The organism is Burkholderia sp. AU18528 (genome assembly GCF_002223215.2).
Classification (GTDB): domain Bacteria; phylum Pseudomonadota; class Gammaproteobacteria; order Burkholderiales; family Burkholderiaceae; genus Burkholderia; species Burkholderia semiarida.
This window is the reverse complement of sequence record NZ_NKFC02000006.1, coordinates 1,299,372-1,316,099: the sequence shown is the minus strand read 5'-3', so window position 1 is coordinate 1,316,099 and position 16,728 is coordinate 1,299,372. Positions and strand designations below refer to the sequence as shown.

At 69.2% G+C, this 16,728-nt stretch carries 12 protein-coding genes; 7 read left to right on the top strand and 5 right to left on the bottom strand.

Annotated elements, in window-relative coordinates; genetic code table 11:
- Positions 1–9: 9 nt before the first annotated feature.
- Positions 10–4,197, top strand: coding sequence for a bifunctional nitrate reductase/sulfite reductase flavoprotein subunit alpha (locus tag CFB52_RS22825; RefSeq protein ID WP_099317513.1), 4,188 nt, complete (start codon positions 10–12; stop codon positions 4,195–4,197).
- Between the two features lie 44 nt (positions 4,198–4,241).
- Here CFB52_RS22825 and CFB52_RS22820 read toward each other — a convergent pair whose 3' ends face one another.
- Both CFB52_RS22820 and CFB52_RS22815 read right to left on the bottom strand, forming a co-directional pair.
- Positions 4,242–5,018 (bottom strand): SDR family oxidoreductase, encoded by a 777-nt coding sequence (locus tag CFB52_RS22820; RefSeq protein WP_099317512.1) that lies wholly within the window; start codon positions 5,016–5,018, stop codon positions 4,242–4,244.
- A gap of 4 nt (positions 5,019–5,022) precedes the next feature.
- Positions 5,023–5,460, bottom strand: coding sequence for a heme-binding protein (locus CFB52_RS22815; protein WP_060310878.1), 438 nt, complete (start codon positions 5,458–5,460; stop codon positions 5,023–5,025).
- Between the two features lie 109 nt (positions 5,461–5,569).
- On the opposite strand from CFB52_RS22815, the gene CFB52_RS22810 reads away from it, so the two are divergent.
- The 4 genes from CFB52_RS22810 (at position 5,570) to CFB52_RS22790 (ending at position 11,297) form a co-directional block, all read left to right on the top strand.
- Positions 5,570–6,484 carry a LysR family transcriptional regulator gene (locus CFB52_RS22810; RefSeq protein WP_099317914.1) on the top strand — a complete coding sequence of 305 codons (915 nt, stop codon included), beginning with the start codon at positions 5,570–5,572 and terminating at the stop codon, positions 6,482–6,484.
- 80 nt (positions 6,485–6,564) lie between these two features.
- Positions 6,565–6,999 carry a hypothetical protein gene (locus CFB52_RS22805; protein WP_099317511.1) on the top strand — a complete coding sequence of 145 codons (435 nt, stop codon included), beginning with the start codon at positions 6,565–6,567 and terminating at the stop codon, positions 6,997–6,999.
- A 426-nt stretch (positions 7,000–7,425) separates the two neighbouring features.
- A complete protein-coding gene (mprF, locus tag CFB52_RS22795) occupies positions 7,426–10,020 on the top strand; it encodes a bifunctional lysylphosphatidylglycerol flippase/synthetase MprF (RefSeq protein WP_099317509.1) in 2,595 nt (864 codons plus the stop codon).
- Positions 10,017–11,297 (top strand): virulence factor family protein, encoded by a 1,281-nt coding sequence (locus CFB52_RS22790; RefSeq protein WP_099317508.1) that lies wholly within the window; start codon positions 10,017–10,019, stop codon positions 11,295–11,297. The genes mprF and CFB52_RS22790 overlap by 4 nt, the downstream gene beginning before the upstream one ends.
- 66 nt (positions 11,298–11,363) lie before the next feature.
- Here CFB52_RS22790 and CFB52_RS22785 read toward each other — a convergent pair whose 3' ends face one another.
- The 3 genes from CFB52_RS22785 to CFB52_RS22775 form a co-directional block, all read right to left on the bottom strand.
- Complete coding sequence (locus tag CFB52_RS22785) at positions 11,364–11,753, bottom strand: hypothetical protein (protein WP_059585056.1); 390 nt, start codon at positions 11,751–11,753, stop codon at positions 11,364–11,366.
- A 104-nt stretch (positions 11,754–11,857) separates the two neighbouring features.
- Complete coding sequence (locus CFB52_RS22780; RefSeq protein WP_099317507.1) at positions 11,858–13,291, bottom strand: PLP-dependent aminotransferase family protein; 1,434 nt, start codon at positions 13,289–13,291, stop codon at positions 11,858–11,860.
- Positions 13,292–13,356: 65 nt separating this feature from the next.
- Positions 13,357–13,554 (bottom strand): hypothetical protein, encoded by a 198-nt coding sequence (locus CFB52_RS22775; protein WP_060310882.1) that lies wholly within the window; start codon positions 13,552–13,554, stop codon positions 13,357–13,359.
- Positions 13,555–13,788: 234 nt separating this feature from the next.
- Here CFB52_RS22775 and CFB52_RS22770 point away from each other — a divergent pair, with 234 nt between their 5' ends.
- Together CFB52_RS22770 and CFB52_RS22765 are read left to right on the top strand one after the other, a co-directional pair.
- Positions 13,789–14,919 (top strand): PotD/PotF family extracellular solute-binding protein, encoded by a 1,131-nt coding sequence (locus tag CFB52_RS22770; RefSeq protein ID WP_099317506.1) that lies wholly within the window; start codon positions 13,789–13,791, stop codon positions 14,917–14,919.
- The gene (locus tag CFB52_RS22765) at positions 14,916–16,685 is read left to right on the top strand and encodes a GGDEF domain-containing protein (RefSeq protein WP_099317505.1); all 1,770 of its coding nucleotides are present in this window, start codon (positions 14,916–14,918) and stop codon (positions 16,683–16,685) included. Before CFB52_RS22770 ends, CFB52_RS22765 begins: the two co-directional genes overlap by 4 nt.
- The last annotated feature ends 43 nt before the right edge of the window (positions 16,686–16,728 follow it).

Here is a 16,728-nt window from a genome sequence, read left to right as displayed (position 1 = left end):
GGAGCACGCATGACCGCCACCCCCGTCAAGAGCGTGTGCCCGTACTGCGGCGTCGGCTGCGGGATGGTGCTGCACGTCGAGGACGGCGAAGTCGTCAAGGTATCCGGCGACGCCGACCATCCGACCAACTTCGGGCGGCTGTGCACGAAGGGTTCGTCGGCGCACGTCGCGCTGCGCCGCTCGGGCCGGCTCGACCGTGCGTTCGTGCGCCGCGCGCGCGAGGACGACCTCGTGCCGCTGCCGGCGCGCGATGCGATCGCCGAGACCGCGCGGCGGTTGCGCGCGGTGCTCGACGCGCATGGGCCCGATGCGCTGTCGTTCTACGTGTCGGGGCAGATGTCGATCGAGGCGCAGTATCTCGTCAACAAGCTCGCGAAGGGCTTCGTCGGCACCAACAACATCGAGTCGAACTCGCGCCTGTGCATGGCGAGCGCGAGCACTGGCTACAAGCAGTCGCTCGGCGCGGACGGGCCGCCCGGGTCGTACGACGATTTCGATCGCGCCAACCTGTTCTTCGTGATCGGCGCGAACATGGCCGACTGTCACCCGATCCTGTTCCTGCGGATGATGGATCGCGTGAAGGCCGGCGCGAAGCTCGTCGTCGTCGATCCGCGCCGCACCGGCACGGCCGACAAGGCCGACCTGTTCCTGCAGATCCGGCCCGGCACCGATCTCGCGCTGATCAACGGGCTCCTGCACCTGCTGCATGCGAACGGGCGCACCGATGCCGCGTTCATCGACGCATACACCGAAGGCTGGGACGCGATGCCCGCGTTCCTCGCCGACTACACGCCCGAGCGCGTCGCCGCGATCACCGGGCTTGCCGAGGCCGACATCCGCACGGCCGCGCAATGGATCGGCGACGCGCAGGAATGGATGAGCTGCTGGACGATGGGGCTCAACCAGAGCACGCACGGCGTGTGGAACACCAACGCGATCTGCAACCTGCATCTCGCGACCGGCAAGATCTGCCGCCCGGGCAGCGGGCCGTTCTCGCTGACCGGCCAGCCGAACGCGATGGGCGGGCGCGAGATGGGCTACATGGGCCCGGGGCTGCCGGGCCAGCGCTCGGTGGCGTCCGACGACGACCGCCGCTTCGTCGAGAATCTGTGGCGCGTGCCGGCCGGCACGCTGCGCAAGGACACCGGCAACGGTACGGTCGACCTGTTCGAGCGGATGGCGGCCGGCGACATCAAGGCGTGCTGGATCGTCTGCACGAACCCGGTCGCGACCGTGCCGAACCGGCGCAACGTGATCGCCGGACTGCAGGCGGCCGAGCTCGTGATCGCGCAGGACGCGTTCCTCGATACCGAGACCAACCGCTACGCGGACATCCTGCTGCCCGGCGCGCTGTGGGCCGAGGGTGACGGCGTGATGATCAACTCCGAGCGCAACATGACGCTGATGCGCGCGGCGGTCGCACCGCCCGGCGATGCGCTGCCGGATTGGCGCATCGTCGCGGAAGTCGCGCGCGCGATGGGCTTTGGCGACGCGTTCGACTATGCGTCGGCGGCCGACGTGTTCGACGAGATCGTCCGTTTCTCGAATCCGGCGACCGGCTACGACCTGCGCGGCGCGAGCCATGCGGCGTTGCGCGACGGGCCCGTGCAATGGCCGGTCGCGCCGGGCACCGCGCGCGAGCGGCACCCGATCCGCTACCTGAACGACGGCGTGAGCCAGACGCCGCGCGCGGCCGACGGCGGGCACGATGCGCCGCGCATCGCGTTCCCGACGCCGTCGGGCAAGGCGCGCTTTTTCGCGCGACCGCACGTCGATCCGGCCGAACTACCCGACGGCACGTTCCCGATCGTGCTGAACACCGGCCGGCTGCAGCATCAATGGCACACGATGACGAAGACGGGCAAGGTCGCGATGCTGAACAAGCTCAACCCGCGTCCATTCGTCGAACTGCACCCGGACGATGCGAGCGCGCTCGGCATCGCCGCGAAGGACAGCGTCGAGATCCGTTCGGCGCGCGGCCGCGCGGTGTTGCCGGCCGTCGTGACCGAGCGCGTGCGGCGCGGCAACTGCTTCGCGCCGATGCACTGGAACGACGTGTACGGCGACGACCTGTGCATCAACGCGGTGACGAACGACGCGATCGACCCGGAATCGCAGCAACCCGAACTGAAATATTGCGCGGTCGCGCTCACGCGCGTCGACACGGACGCGTTCGCGTCGGCCGACGATGACACGGCGCGCGTCGACGCAGGCGCGGACGATGCACCGCCCGCGCCTGCGATCTCGCCGATCGCGGCTTCACAGGAATTCGATATGGCAGACCTCGACACTTTCGCGGCCGCGCTCGGCGTCGCCGATCTCGCGCCGCCGCCGCTGACCGACGCCGAGCGCCTGTACGTGGCCGGCCTCGTCGGCGGGCTGAAGGCGAGCGCCAGCCGTGGCGACGGCGGCGTGCCCGTGCTGCCGGCCGGCGCGCCGTTGACGCCGCCCGTGCGGTTCTGGCTCGACGGGATGCTCGCCGGCCTGTTCAGCCGCGCGCTGCCTGCCGGCGCGCAGAGCGCGGCGGCGCCCGCGCTGCCGGCCGACGCCGCCGCGGCCGGCGGCGTGCGCATCGTGCGCCCGCGCCCGAAGGTCACGTTGTTGTGGGCGTCGCAGACCGGCAACATCGAATCGCTGACCGAGGATTACGCGACGAAGCTGATGAACGCCGGCTTCGAGATCCGCACGGCATGCATGTCCGACTATCCGGTCGCGTCGCTCGCCGGTGCGCAATACGTGCTGCTGATGACGAGCACGTTCGGCGACGGCGATGCGCCCGACAACGGCAGCGAATTCTGGGACGCGTTGCAGGCCGGCGGCGCCGCGCGCCTCGACGGCGTGCATTTCGCGGTGCTCGCGTTCGGCGACCGCAACTACGACCAGTTCTGCGGCCACGGCCGCCGGCTCGACGCGCGCCTCGCGGAACTCGGCGCGGCGCGCCTGTGCGCGCGGGTCGATTGCGACGTCGAATTCCAGCACGATGCCGATCAGTGGCTCGAACGCGTCGTCGCGCGCATCAAGGAGGCCGATGCCGCGCTGCACGCGGTGCCGTCCGGCGGGATGAGTCCGTCGGGGCTGGTGCCGACGAAGGCGCATCCGGCGCCGTCGAAGCTCGTTGCGAACCTGCGGCTGAACCGTCCGGGCGCCGCGAAGGACACGCGCTACGTATCGCTGTCGACCCAGGGCGCGAATCTCGAATACGAAACCGGCGACGCGCTCGGCGTATGGCCGACCAACTGCCCCGAACTGGTCGACGAACTGCTGTCCGTCACCGCGCTGAAGGCCGATGCGCCGGTGTCGGTGCCGGGCGTCGGCGACATCCGGCTCGGCGATGCGCTCGCGCGCCACTTCGACATCACGCGCCCGCATCCGGACACGCTGGCCTTCATCGCGTCGCGCAGCGCGAACGGCGCGCTGAAGTCGCTGCTCGGTGACGATCGCAAGAGCGACCTGAAGCAATGGTTGTGGGGGCAACAGCTTGCGGACGTGCTGCACGAATACCCGGTCGAGCTGTCGGGCGCGGAACTGGTCGGCATGCTCAAGCGCATGCAGCCGCGCCTCTATTCGATCGCGTCGAGCCCGAGCGCGCATGCGGGCGAGATTCACCTGACCGTGTCGGCCGTGCGCTATCACAACGGCCGGCGCGCGCGCAAAGGCGTCGCGTCGACGTTCCTCGCCGATCGCGCGGACGACGGCCGCGTGCCCGTGTTCGTGCAGAAGTCCGCGCACTTCCGGCCGCCGGTGAACGGCGACGTGCCGATCGTGATGGTCGGCCCGGGCACCGGCGTCGCGCCGTTCCGCGGCTTCCTGCACGAGCGGCGGGCGCGCGGCGCACGCGGGCGCAACTGGCTGTTCTTCGGCGAGCAGCATGCGCGGACCGACTTCTACTACGGCGACGAGCTCAGCGAGATGCATGAAAGCGGCTTCCTGACGCGGCTCGATCTCGCGTTCTCGCGCGACCAGGCCGACAAGGTCTACGTGCAGGACCGGATGCGCGAGCAGGGCGCCGAGCTGTTCGCATGGCTGGAGGAAGGCGCGCACTTCTACGTGTGCGGCGACGCCGCGCGCATGGCCAAGGACGTCGATACGGCGCTGAAGGCGATCGTCGCCGAGCATGGCGGCATGTCGGACGAAGCCGCGAACGATTACGTCGCGCGGCTTTCGAAGGCGCGGCGCTACATGCGCGACGTGTACTGAATCGCGCGAGCGGCGGGCGGGAGGGCCGCCGCTTCTCCGGCGGCTTACTGCCGCCGCTCCCACGCACGCGCCTGCTCGGCGCGCACGAACGCTTCGGACGCCGCCGGCAGCAGGTTGCGGAACGCGCCGCCGTCGCCGTCGATCACGTCGACCATCTTCGCGATCATTTCCTCCGGGTCGTGCTGTTCGAGCGGGAACGTCAGCCGCGCGGGCGTCACGGTATGCGCGGCCGGATCGTGCCAGCGACGTATCGTTTCCATCATCCGGTCGTTGAAGCCGGTGCGGTACGGGCCGGGGTTCACGACGGCGACCTGGATTCCGTGCGGCGCGAGTTCCGCATGCATCGCCTCGGCCACGGATTCGACAGCGTGCTTCGACGCGCAATACGCGCCGGTGAACGGCCCCGTGATCAGCCCGGCGATCGACGACACGAACACGATCTTGCCGTGTTTGCGCGCGAGCATCCCGCGTGCGATCTGCTGCGTGAGTTCGAGCGGCCCGAACACGTTGACGTCGAACAACTCGCGAACGATCTCGACCGGCAGGTCGACTAGCGCGCCGGCTTCGCCCACCCCCGCGTTGTTCACGAGCACGTCGATGTCGAATTCGGCGGCGCGGGCGCGATCGTAGGCCGACGTGACGTCCAGCTTCACCGCGCGCACCGCGGTGCCGCGCTGCGCGGCATCGTCCGCCAGTGCGTCGAGCTCGACGGCCGTGCGTACGCCGGCCGTCACGTCGTGGCCGCGCGCGGCGAGCCGCAGCGCGACTTCGCGGCCGAAGCCCGAACCTGCGCCGGTGATGAGGATGCGTTTCTGTGCCATCTGCTTACCTTGTGGTGTGAAGGGTTGCCTGAAAAAGGTCGCGGCAGTGCCGCGCGATCGCGGTGTCTTCGTCGACGCTGCCGCCCGAGACGCCGATCGCGCCGACGCAGCGCCCGTCGCCGTCGACGAGCGGTTCGCCGCCGCCGAACGTGACGAGCCCGCCGTGACTGTGCTCGATGCCGCGCAGCGGGCCGTCGCCCGACATCGCGCCGAGCGCGCCGGTCGACGCGCGAAAGCGCACCGCCGTCAGCGCCTTGCGCTGCGCGAGATCGATCGCGCCGAGAAAACAGCCGTCGGTGCGCACGAACGCGAGCAGGTTCGCGCCGGCATCGACGATGGCGATCGCGACGCCGGCCATCTGTAGCGATGCGGCATGCGCGAGCGCCGCGTCGATCGTGCGGCGGGCGACGGCGAGCGGCAGTGCGGCGGTGAGCGGGTTCATGCGAGGGGCTCCGATAAGACGACAGGGCCAGTGTAGGCAGTTGCGGTATATGGGAGAATCCGCATTCCGCTGGAAGCAGTTTCAAGTTTTTTTAATGATGGGGCAGGCGATGAGCAGACGCGATCCGATGGCCGGGCTGCACGTGTTCATGACCGTCGCGACGGCCGGCAACTTCACGCGCGCCGCCGCCGCGCTGGGTCTGACGCCGGCCGCCGTCAGCCTCGCGATCGGGCAGCTCGAGGGCGAGTTGAACGTGAAGCTGTTCAACCGCAGCACGCGCGGCGTGAGTCTCACGGAAGCCGGCCAGCGCTACTGGCGGCAGACCGAACCCGCGTACCGGCAGGTCATGCAGGCACGCGACGAACTGAAGGATGCGCGCAGCGAGCCGAACGGGCTGCTGCGCGTGACCGCGCTGCCGCTCGCGCGCTTGCTCGTGATCGCGCCGGTGCTCGCGACGTTCCGCGAGCGCTATCCGAAAGTCCGGCTCGAAATTCGCTACGAGAACGAACTCGTCGACATCGCGAAGGACGGCTTCGATGCGGGAATCCGCCTGGCCGACCGGCTACAGCCGGGCATGATCGGCGTGCGGATCGCGCCTGCGCTGACGTGTGCGCTGGTCGCGTCTCCGGCCTATCTTGCCCGGCACGGCACGCCCGAGTCGATCGCCGCGCTCGCGCGGCATGCGTGCATCCGTTTCCGGTTTTCGGAAAGCGGACGCCTGCACAAATGGCTGCTGCACGACGAGCGACGCGACGTCGATCTCGATCCGGACGGCGTGTTCGTGACGAACGACGACGATGCGGTGATCGACGCGGCGCGCGCCGGAGTCGGCATCGCGTTCGCGTTCGTGCGCGAGCGGATCGAGCAGGACCTGCGCGACGGCACGCTCGTCGAGGTGCTGCCCGGTGCGTGCCGGACGCTGCCGCCGATGTGGCTGTATTACGTGAACCGCAAGCACGTGCCGGCCAAGCTGCGCGCGTTCATCGACGTGCTGCGCGAGCGTGACGGCGCGGGCGCGGCGTAAGCGCAGCGGCCGGGCCCGCTGCAACGATCGATCCGGCGGCGCATGATGGCGGCTCCACCACGAAGCCATGGAGTCGCGCGATGACCGTCTTCCCGCATTTTCCGATTCGAACGCTCGTGATTGCCGCGGCGGTGGCGGCCGTCGCGATTTCCGGCGCACCGGCCATTGGCCAGACGTCGACGGTGCCGGCCGGCACGGCTGTCGCGACGACCGACAATGCGGTGCTGCTGACGGTGTTCCTGAAACACGACCAATCCCGCCCGCTCGCCGAGTTGAATGCGCAACTCGCGAAGCAGGGGTTCTACAAGGCGTTTCCGCCGCCGGGCGTCGAAGTCGTGAGCTGGACCGTGACGATGGGAATCGGTCAGATCGTCGTGCTGCGGCTGCCGGCGTCGCGGCTGCGCGAGGTCAATCGCGTGCTCGAGGACACGGCCTGGGGCGCGTACCGGACGGAGTTCTACCCGACCTACGATTACAAGGCGATCGGGTTGGGCGAGCACGAGCGGGCGAAATAGCGTACGGGAGCGTAGTTCCGCACCGACGGTGCGCCGCGCGGGCGCACCGGATCGACTCGTTCCCATTCCGAAACGCGCGGCGCCGTCGCGTTTTCGTCCTCACTGTCCGCGCTTGGCGCGGCAGATTTCTCCCAAATGGATCACAACGCGTTCATCCGATGAAAAAACCGCCCCGGTTCCCGGTATGATGCGCACCTGCGTTCGTGGAACGCCGTATTTCTATGCGGTTTTGATGCGCAAGACATCACAAATTCGCACAAAGCGAACATGAAAGATTTTGTAATATAAGTTCCGTATACTCGTAAGTTCTGGTTTCGGCGCCGCCCGCCCTCGTCCTGGCCGGCCGCCCACGCAGAACAACGAGATTTTCGTCGCCGCCCGGCCCACCCGCGCCGCGACACGCTATGCACCACCACTGAACACGTTATGTCTTCCCGCCACCCTGGTTCGCCCGGCCCTGCCGCGGCGGTGATCGCCCGTGCCCGGGCGCTGATCCGCCACGAGCGCGTGCTGTCGCCGCTGCTCGCGCTCGGTATCGGCCTGCTGCTGATCGTGGTTTTCCAGCACCTGTCGGAATCCGTCGACTACCGGTCGGTGATGCGCCAGTTGCGTCACATGTCCGTCGTCGAATGGAGCGCGTCGCTCGCCGCGACGGCGCTCAGCTATCTCGCGCTCGTCGCCCGCGATGCGGTCGGCCTGCGCTACGTCGCGGCCAGGGTGCCGCGCGTCGCGCTATGGATCGGCGCGATTGCCGGCTCCGCGCTCGGCAACGCGACCGGCTTCGGCGCGCTGACGGGCGGCGCGGTGCGCGCCCGCGTGTACGGCGTATCGGGCGTCACGCCCGCCCAGATCGGCCGGATGACGGTGTTCACGAGCGGCACGCTCGCGCTCGCGATGGTGCTGATGACGGCGGTCGGCATGGTCTGCGTGCCGGAGGCGCTCGCCGCGATGCTGCACGTCGCGCCCGGCGTGCTCACGTGGACGGGGGCCGCGTTGCTCGTCGTGCTCGCCGCGCTGGTCGGGCTGTGCGGCAACGCCGCGCGCCCGGTCGCCACGCGCTTCAAATGGTTGTCGTTCGACGTGCCGGCGCGGCGCGATCTCGTCGCGCAAGTCGTCTACGCGGTGCTCGACGTCGTCGCTGCGGGCCTGACGCTGTGGGTGTTGCTGCCGGCGGCGCCCGTCGGCTTCCCGACCTTCATTACCGTCTATGCCGCCGCGTTGCTGCTCGGGATGATCGGCCATACGCCGGGCGGGATCGGCGTGTTCGAGGCGGCGATGGTCTTCACGCTCGGCCGCGAAGTGCCCGCGCACGAAATGGTCGCCGCGCTGATCGCGTATCGCGCGATCTATTTCGGCGTGCCGCTCGTGCTGTCGGCCGGCCTGCTGGCCGGCTTCGAAGGCCGTGCGCTGCGGCGCCGGCTCGTCACGCGACAGGCCGCGCGCGTGTCGCAGCTCGCGCCGGTGTTCCTGAGCCTCGTGACGTTCGCGGTCGGCGGGATGCTGGTGATCTCGAGCGCGACGCCCGCGTTCTGGCACCGGATCGCGATCCTGCGTCACATCGTGCCGCTGTGGGTGCTCGAAGGCTCGCAGGTGATCTGCAGCGTGCTCGGCGTCGCGCTGCTGTTCGTCGCGCGGGGGCTGCTGCGCCGGCTCGACGGCGCGTGGTGGATGACCTTCGCATTGACGCTCGCGAGCCTCGCGCTGTCGCTGGTCAAGGGCCTCGCGTTCGTCGAGGCCGGCGTGCTCGGGACGCTGCTCGTGCTGCTGCTCGTCAGCCGCCGCCGGTTCAACCGTCATTCGTCGTTGCTCGCCGAGCGCTTCACCGTGAGCTGGTTCGTGTCGGTGGCGCTGGTGCTGATGCTGGCCGTGTGGGTGCTGTTCTTCGCGTTCCGCGACGTGCCGTACACGCGCGAGCTGTGGTCGCATTTCTCGTTCGATGCGCGCGCGCCGCGGGCGCTGCGCGCGACGCTCGCCGCCGGCGTGTTCGTTGCCTTGTTCGCGCTGTGGCAACTGCTGCGCCCGGCGCCCGGGCGTTTCGTGAAGCCCGCGGCGCAGGATCTGGTCGACGCGGAGCAGATCATCCGCGCGCAGGAATGCAGCGACGCGGGCCTCGCGCTGATGGGCGACAAGTCGTTCCTGTTCTCGGAGTCGCGGCGCGCGTTCCTGATGTACGCGAAGAACGGCCGCACGTGGGCCGCGCTGCACGACCCGGTCGGGCCGCGTGAAGAGTGGCCGGCGCTGATCAGCAAGTTCATCGCGCTCGCGCATGCGCACAGCGGCCGCGCGGCGTTCTACCAGGTGCGCGCGAACGCGTTGCCGCTGTATCTCGACGCGGGGCTCACGCTGATGAAGCTGGGCGAGGAAGCGCATATCGCGCTCGACCGGTTCGACCTGAAGGGATCGAACCGTTCGCATCTACGCTACGCGCTGCGCCGCGGCGACAAGGATGCGCTGACGGTCGAGGTGATCGCGCCGGACGACGTGCCGGCCGCGCTGCCCGCGCTGCGCGACATCTCCGACGGCTGGCTCGACAGCCGCGATGCGCGCGAGAAGAGTTTCTCGGTGGCCGCGTTCCACGACGGCTATCTCGCGACGCAATCGGTGATGCTGGTGCGGCAGGCCGACAAGCCGATCGCGTTCGTCACGTTCATGACGACCGACCTCAACACCGAGGCGACGGTCGGCGTGATGCGCCATCTGCCGGACGCTTCGCCGTACGCGATGGAGTATCTGTTTACGCAGCTCGCGCTGCATCTGAAGGAAGCGGGGTTCCGCAAGCTGAGCCTGGGTATCGCGCCGTTCTCGGGGATGGGCGCGGCGAAGATGCCGTCGCCGTTCCACCGGCTCGGCCTGATGGTCTGGCGCTTCGGCGGCCGCTTCTACAACTTCCGCGGCTTGCGCGCTTTCAAGAGCAAGTTCGAACCGCACTGGGAGCCGCGTTATCTCGCGGCCTCGGGCTCGGTCGGCGTGTTCGTCACGCTCGCGGATCTGTCATTGCTGGCTGGAGGTCGGCGTTCATGATGTTGACGAAGGGAATCGCGCGGGCGGCAGCCGCCTGCGCGGGAATGATGCTGGCCGGCGCCGCGTGCGCGGCGCAGCCGGCCGCAGTGAAAGCCGAAACCGTGTCCGGCGGCCGCTATGGGCCCGTGACCGTGACGAAGCCAAGCGGGCCGCTGCGTGGTTTCGTCGTGCTGTTCTCGCGTGAGGCCGGCTGGCATGCCGCCGATCAGCAGGCGGCCGACGCGCTCGCGAAAGCCGGTGCGATGACGGTCGGCGTCGATTCCGGGCGTTACGCGGCGAATCTCGCCGCGAAGCAGGAGGCCTGCCACCACCTCGACGGCGACGCCGAGGCGGTCAGCCATCAGCTCGAACGTCTCGCGCAGTCGTCGCGCTATTTCACGCCGATCGTCGCGGGCGTGGGCCAGGGCGGCGCGATCGCGAAGCAGATCCTGTCGATGGCGCCGGAGAACACGATCGCCGGTGTCGTCGCGGTCGGTCCGGCCGCGAAGCTCGATCCGCGCTTCAAACCGTGTCCGCCCGATCCGACGATCGTGCGCCGCGCGATGCCGGGCTTCGTCGAAACGGTGGCGGCGGGCGACACCGCGAAGCTCGTGTCGCTCGTCACGTCGCACCTGCACGTCACCACCAGCAGCGACGAGCTCGACGTATCGGACCTGCCGCTCGTCGAGCTGCCGGCCAAGGGCGGCAGCGACCGGCTCGCGATCGTGATCTCGGGCGACGGCGGCTGGCGCGATCTCGACAAGACGATCGCCGAGGCGCTGCAGCGCGACGGCGTGTCGGTGGTCGGCATCGACAGCCTGCGCTATTTCTGGAGCGAGAAGCCGCCCGCGCAGGTGAGCCGCGATCTGGCCCGCGTGATGCGCACCTACATGGCGCGCTGGCATGCGAGCCGCGTGGCGCTGGTCGGCTACTCGTTCGGCGCCGACGTGATGCCGTTCGCGTACAACCGGCTGCCGGCCGACCTGCGCGACAAGGTCGTGGTGATGTCGCTGCTCGGCTTCGCGCCGTCCGCCGATTTCCAGATCCGCGTGACGGGCTGGCTCGGCATGCCCGCCAGCGACAACGCGCTGAAGGTCGCGCCGGAGATCGCGAAGGTGCCGCCGGCGCTCGTGCAGTGCTTCTATGGCGCGGAAGAGACGGACACGATGTGCCCGGCGCTCGCGAACACGGGCGCCGACGTGATCAAGACGCAGGGCGATCACCACTTCGGCCGCGATTACATCGCGCTCGAAAAGAAGATCCTCGGCGGGTTCGGCAAGGCGACGGCGGCGCGCTGAACGCCGGCGGCGCCCGCGTGACGTCGGGCGCCGGCCGGTTTGCTTGCGGTTCATCGCGTTCCGAGGTCAAGCGTCGACGACGAGCGCCGGATCGAGCGCGCGGATGCGCTGGTCGATGAAGTAGCCGCCGCCTTCCTGGTAGCGCAGGAACAGGCGGCCGCACGTGCGGCAGCGGCTGACGGTGCAGCGGTTGTACGGGAAATGGCGCGGCGCGATCGGTGCGTCGTCCGATGCGTAGCGCGTGCCGGCCGGATGATATTCCGCATAGGTCGGCTCGGCTTCGCCCGGCGCGACGAGCGTGGCCACTTCGGTCAGTTGCGTGTCCGGCAGCGACAGCGGCAGGGTCGTCCAGCCGGCGAGCGAGGTCCTCGTGCATGCGCACGGCTGCGTGACATGCGCGGCTTCGGCCGTCAGTTTCAGCAGCGCGTCGTGATCGACGTAAGGCAGTGGGCTCATGGGCAATCGGGAAAGGGCGGCAGGACCTGCAATGTAACCCGCGTGCGGCCTGGCTGCATGGCCGTGACGCGCCCCGCGCCCCGCGCCGCGCGCATCGTGTGCGATCAGCCTGCCTTGCGGACCGGCGGCTGCGCGACCAGTTCGCCGAGCACGCGGATCGCGCGCTCGATGTCGCGGCTCCACGGATGGCCGAAGTTCACGCGCACGCAGCGCTCGAAGCCGTGCGCGGCCGAAAAGAGCGGCCCCGGGGCGAAGCTGATGCCGCGGGCGATCGCCTCGCGATGCAGTTCCATCGCGTCGATCGCGTCGGGAAACGCGAGCCACAGAAAATACCCGCCGTCGGGCCGTACCCATTCGACGCCGGCCGGCAGCCAGCGCCGCAGCGCGTCGTCCATTCGGTCGAGCTGCGCGTGCAGCGCGCCGCGCAGCTTGCGCAGGTGCCGGTCGTAGCCGCCGTGCTCGAGATAGTTCGCGATGCCGGCCTGCGCCGGAATGCTGGCCGACAGCGTCGTCATCAGCTTGAGCCGCTGCACCTTCTCCGCGAACCGGCCGGCGGCGGCCCAGCCGATCCGGTAGCCGGGCGCGAGCGTCTTCGAGAACGAACTGCAGTGCATCACGAGGCCATGACGGTCGAACGCGCGCGCGGGCAGCGGGTAGTCCGGGCCGAAATGCAGCTCGCCGTACACGTCGTCCTCGATCAGCGGCACCTCGCGCGCCGCGAGCAAGTCGACGAGCGCGCGCTTTTTTTCGGTGGACAGCGTGACGCCGGTCGGATTCTGGAAATTGGTCATGAACCAGCACGCACGGATGTCGTGCCGGTCGAGCGCGTTCGCGAGCGCATCGAGATCGAGGCCCGTGCGCGGATCGACGGGAATCTCGACCGCGCGCAGGTCGAGCCGCTCGATCGCCTGCAGCGCCGCATAGAAGCCGGGCGCTTCGACGGCGACGACGTCGCCGGGCCGCGTGACGGCCATCAGGCACAGGTTCAGTGCTTCGAGTGCGCCATTCGTGACGACGATTTCGTCGATCGGCTGCGAGATGCCGGTGGCGAGATAGCGCCGCGCGATCTGCTGGCGCAGCGCTTCGCTGCCGGGCGGCAGGTCGACGACGGTGCTCCACGGGCTCACGAGCCGCGCGGCTTGCGCGAGCGACTTCGCCAGACGCGGCAGCGGAAACAGTTGCGGCGCCGGGAACGCGGACCCGAGCGGCACGATGCCCGGCTGCGTGGCCGCATCGAGCACGGAGAACACGAGGTTGCTGATGTCGACCTTGCGCGTGGCGCCGACGCGGCTCGTACGGCGCTTCGCCGCCGGGCTCGCGGCCGGTTGCGCGCCCGGCGCGACGTAGTAGCCGGAGCGTTCGCGCGCGCGGATCAACCCCCACTGTTCGAGCAGGTAATACGCGCGAAACACCGTCGACTGGCTCACGCCATGCTGCGCGATGATCTGCCGCAGCGACGGCAGGCGCGTGCCGACGGCAAGGTTGCCGTTGCGGATGTCGTCGGCGATCGTATGGGCCAGGGTTTCGTAGCGTTTCATCGGCGTGGGCGGAGCGCGTCGCCGCCGTGCACGGGCCGCAGCGGCGCCGCGCCGGCGGGCGCCGCTCATTGTCCGATGCGCGGCCAGAAAAGGAAAGCGCAGGGCGGCGGCCGTGCCGTCCTGCTGCGTCGGGCCGCTTTCGGCTCGACATGTCGCTTGCCGCCGCCGCGCGGCGGCGGTTCAACCTTGCCGACGATGAGCCGATACGGCAGCGCGTCGGCCACCGCGAGCGGTACCACGAACGTGCTTTTCGCGATCTTCATCACGCAGATGCAGGCCGTGATGGAGATCGCGCGAAATTGCCCGCGAAGTTCTGGATGCCGAAGAGCGATGCGACGTCCGCGGGCGTCGGGGTGCGGCGCGGGCCCGTGTAATTAGGTTGCGTTCAGCCGTGACGCCAGCGAGCGTGCGCGATGTGCGGCTTGTTCCGATTGCGTGCCCCTGCGTTTTATGGTCTCGTTGCGGGATATCGCATCGACCCGAAAAAGGACAGTCGAATGCAGCGGGGCGAGTCACGCGGGGTCCGATTGATCAGGGGAATCGGCGCACACAGGCGCGCACGCGGCGCCGTGCGCGCGCTGCTTGTCGTATTGACGCTGGGCTTGCTGGCGCCCGCGCCGCCCACCTTCGCCGCCGCTCCCGAAACCGCCAACGACAACGTGCTGCGCGTGCTCGCCTGGCCCGGTTATGCCGACAGCGATGTCGTCAGCGCATTCGAGGCGCAGTTTCACGTGCGCGTCGAGGTGACGCTGGTCGATTCCGACGAAGCGCTGTGGGCGCGCATGCACAGCGCATCGCCGCCCCCGTACGACGTGCTGGCCGCGAATACGGCCGAGATCCAGCGCTATGCGCACGAACACCTGCTCGCACCGATCGACCTGCCGCGCGTCCCGAACCGGCGGCGGCAGTTGCCGAATTTCCAGCAGCTCGCGACGATCGGCGGCCTCGTGCAGGACGGCGCGTCCTACGCGATTCCGTTCACGTATTCGTCGATGGGGCTGATCTACGACCGCAAGCAGGTGCCGGCCGCGCCGCGCTCGATGCGCGAGTTGTGGAATCCGCGCTATCGCGGCAAGGTGCTCGACTTCAACAGCGCGCAGCACAATTTCTCGTTTACGGCGCTGGCGCTCGGCTATCCCGACCCGTTCCGCCTGTCGCCTGCGCAGACGCTTGCCGTCGCCCGCAAGCTGATCGACCTGCGCCGCAACCTGCTGACGTACTACACGCTGCCCGAGGAGGCGACCGCGCTCTTTGTCCGGCATCGTGCGGCGCTGATGTTCGGCAACTACGGCACGCAGCAGGTCGAGCAGTTGCGTCGCGCCGGCGCGGACGTCGGCTACGTGATCCCGGACGAAGGCGCGCTGGCATGGCTAGACTGCTGGGCCGTCACGCGCGGCGCGCAACGTCCCGAGCTCGCGTTCGCGTGGATCAACTACATGCTCGAACCGGCGATCGGCACGCTGCTCACCGAGCGCCAGGGCCTCGCGAACACGCTCGAGCCGCCTCGCGGCGTGGAGACCGGGCGCCAGCATCTCGTCTGGATTCAGCCCGTGGAGGACATCGCGCGCCGCGAATCGCTGTGGAGCCGCATCGTGTCGGGCGACCGGCCGGAGCAGTTCGGAAAATGATCCGGCTCGGGCTCACGTCGAAGCTGTCGGTGCTGTTCGCATGCATCGGTGTGATCGCGTCCGGCACGACGGGCTACTACGCGTATCGCGCCAACCGCGCGATGCTCGTGCAGGAAGCGCAGCACAGCCTGCTGATGTCGACGCAACTGCTCGGGCAGCGCTTCACGACCGCGCTCGCCGACGTGGCCGACGATGCGCTCGTGCTCGCGCAGTTGCCGTCGTCCGCGTTCGTCGCGGGCGCCGACCACCCGGACAACGCGAGCCGCATGCGGCTCGAGCAGGTGTATTACAGCTTCATGAGGAATCATCCGGAATACCTGCAGATCCGCCTGATCGCGAGCGGGCATTTCGGGATCGAACGCATTCGCCTCGATCGCGATGCGCGCGGCATCGTCGTGCTGCCGGAAAGCGTATTCCAGGAGAAAGGACAGTTTTCCTACGTATTCGATACGCTCGCGATGGCGCCCGGTCATATCTACCTGTCGCCGATCGCGATCAATCACGAGACGGGCGCGCATGCGGCGCAAGGGCTGCCGATCCTGCGCGTGGGGACACCGGTGGTCGACGCGTCGGGCCAGACGGTCGGCGCGCTCGTCGTCGACGTCGAGCTGTCGCGCGTGTTCGACCGGCTCGAACGCGATCTGCCGCCAGACTATGGGGTCTATCTCGCGAACGAGTGGGGCGACTTTCTCGTGCATCCCGATTCGTCACAGACCTTCGGCTTCGATCGCGGCCGGCGCGTGCTGATGCAGGATCGCTTCGCCGCCACGCACGCGCTGTTCGACAGTGCGCGCACGAACGTGACGCTCAACGGCCTCGCGCAACCCGACGAGGCGCCGGGCCAGATGTTCGCGTTCGTGCGTACGCCGTTCGGGCACGACGAGGGCAATCGCTTCGTCGTGCTCGGGATGGCCCGCCCGCTGGGCGACGTGCTCGCGCCGGCCGGCATGCTGGGCGAACGGATCGTCAGGATGGTGCTCGTATCGAGCATGCTCGCGGTGATCCTTGCGATCCTGTTCGCGCGTGCGATCACGCGGCCGTTGCAGACGCTTGCGCGCGCGGCGACGCATGTGTTCGACGATCCGGCCGCCGAGCGGCTGCCGGTCGCGCGTGCCGACGAGATCGGCGTGCTTGCGCGCTGTTTCGAAAGCATGCGCGTCGAGATCCGCACGCAGGTCGCGATGCTGCGCGCGAAGCAGCAGGAGCTCACGCATCTCGCCGGGCACGATCCGCTGACCGCGCTGCCGAACCGTATGCTGTTCATGGAGCATCTGGACGCCGCGATCCGGCACGCGGCCGCGGTACGCGAAGGGCTGGCCGTCATGTTCGTCGACCTGGACGGCTTCAAGCAGATCAACGACCAGCTCGGACACTCGGCCGGCGATCGCACGCTGGTCACCGTTGCGAAGCGGTTGACCCACGTGCTGCGCAGCGGCGACATGGTGGCCCGGCTGGGCGGCGACGAATTCATCGTGCTGCTCTCGGACGTGCATTCGCCGGCGGTGATCGGCGATGTCGCGACGCGCATCCAGATCGTGATGGCCGAGGAACTGGAGTTCGACGAACGGCGCGTGGCCGTCGGGGCGAGCATCGGGGTCAGCGAGTTCCCCGCGGACGGCGCGTCGGCCGAGGAACTGCTCGTCAAGGCCGACGCGGCGATGTACGCGGCCAAGGCGTCCGCGCAGTGCGCATGCGTGCGCTACCAGGATCTGATTCGGGGCAGCGCGCCGGACGAGACCGGTCGCGTCGCGTCGGGCGGCCGCTGACGGCGGGCCGAAACGCGACGAGCCCGTCGCGGGACGGGCTCGT

Excerpts from the sequence above, each read along its gene's own strand:
- CFB52_RS22825 (WP_099317513.1), top strand. The coding sequence starts at position 10 with ATGACCGCCACCCCCGTCAAGAGCGTGTGCCCGTACTGCGGCGTCGGC.
- CFB52_RS22820 (WP_099317512.1), bottom strand. The coding sequence starts at position 5,018 with ATGGCACAGAAACGCATCCTCATCACCGGCGCAGGTTCGGGCTTCGGC.
- CFB52_RS22815 (WP_060310878.1), bottom strand. The coding sequence starts at position 5,460 with ATGAACCCGCTCACCGCCGCACTGCCGCTCGCCGTCGCCCGCCGCACG.
- CFB52_RS22810 (WP_099317914.1), top strand. The coding sequence starts at position 5,570 with ATGAGCAGACGCGATCCGATGGCCGGGCTGCACGTGTTCATGACCGTC.
- CFB52_RS22805 (WP_099317511.1), top strand. The coding sequence starts at position 6,565 with ATGACCGTCTTCCCGCATTTTCCGATTCGAACGCTCGTGATTGCCGCG.
- mprF (WP_099317509.1), top strand. The coding sequence starts at position 7,426 with ATGTCTTCCCGCCACCCTGGTTCGCCCGGCCCTGCCGCGGCGGTGATC.
- CFB52_RS22790 (WP_099317508.1), top strand. The coding sequence starts at position 10,017 with ATGATGTTGACGAAGGGAATCGCGCGGGCGGCAGCCGCCTGCGCGGGA.
- CFB52_RS22785 (WP_059585056.1), bottom strand. The coding sequence starts at position 11,753 with ATGAGCCCACTGCCTTACGTCGATCACGACGCGCTGCTGAAACTGACG.
- CFB52_RS22780 (WP_099317507.1), bottom strand. The coding sequence starts at position 13,291 with ATGAAACGCTACGAAACCCTGGCCCATACGATCGCCGACGACATCCGC.
- CFB52_RS22775 (WP_060310882.1), bottom strand. The coding sequence starts at position 13,554 with ATGAAGATCGCGAAAAGCACGTTCGTGGTACCGCTCGCGGTGGCCGAC.
- CFB52_RS22770 (WP_099317506.1), top strand. The coding sequence starts at position 13,789 with ATGCAGCGGGGCGAGTCACGCGGGGTCCGATTGATCAGGGGAATCGGC.
- CFB52_RS22765 (WP_099317505.1), top strand. The coding sequence starts at position 14,916 with ATGATCCGGCTCGGGCTCACGTCGAAGCTGTCGGTGCTGTTCGCATGC.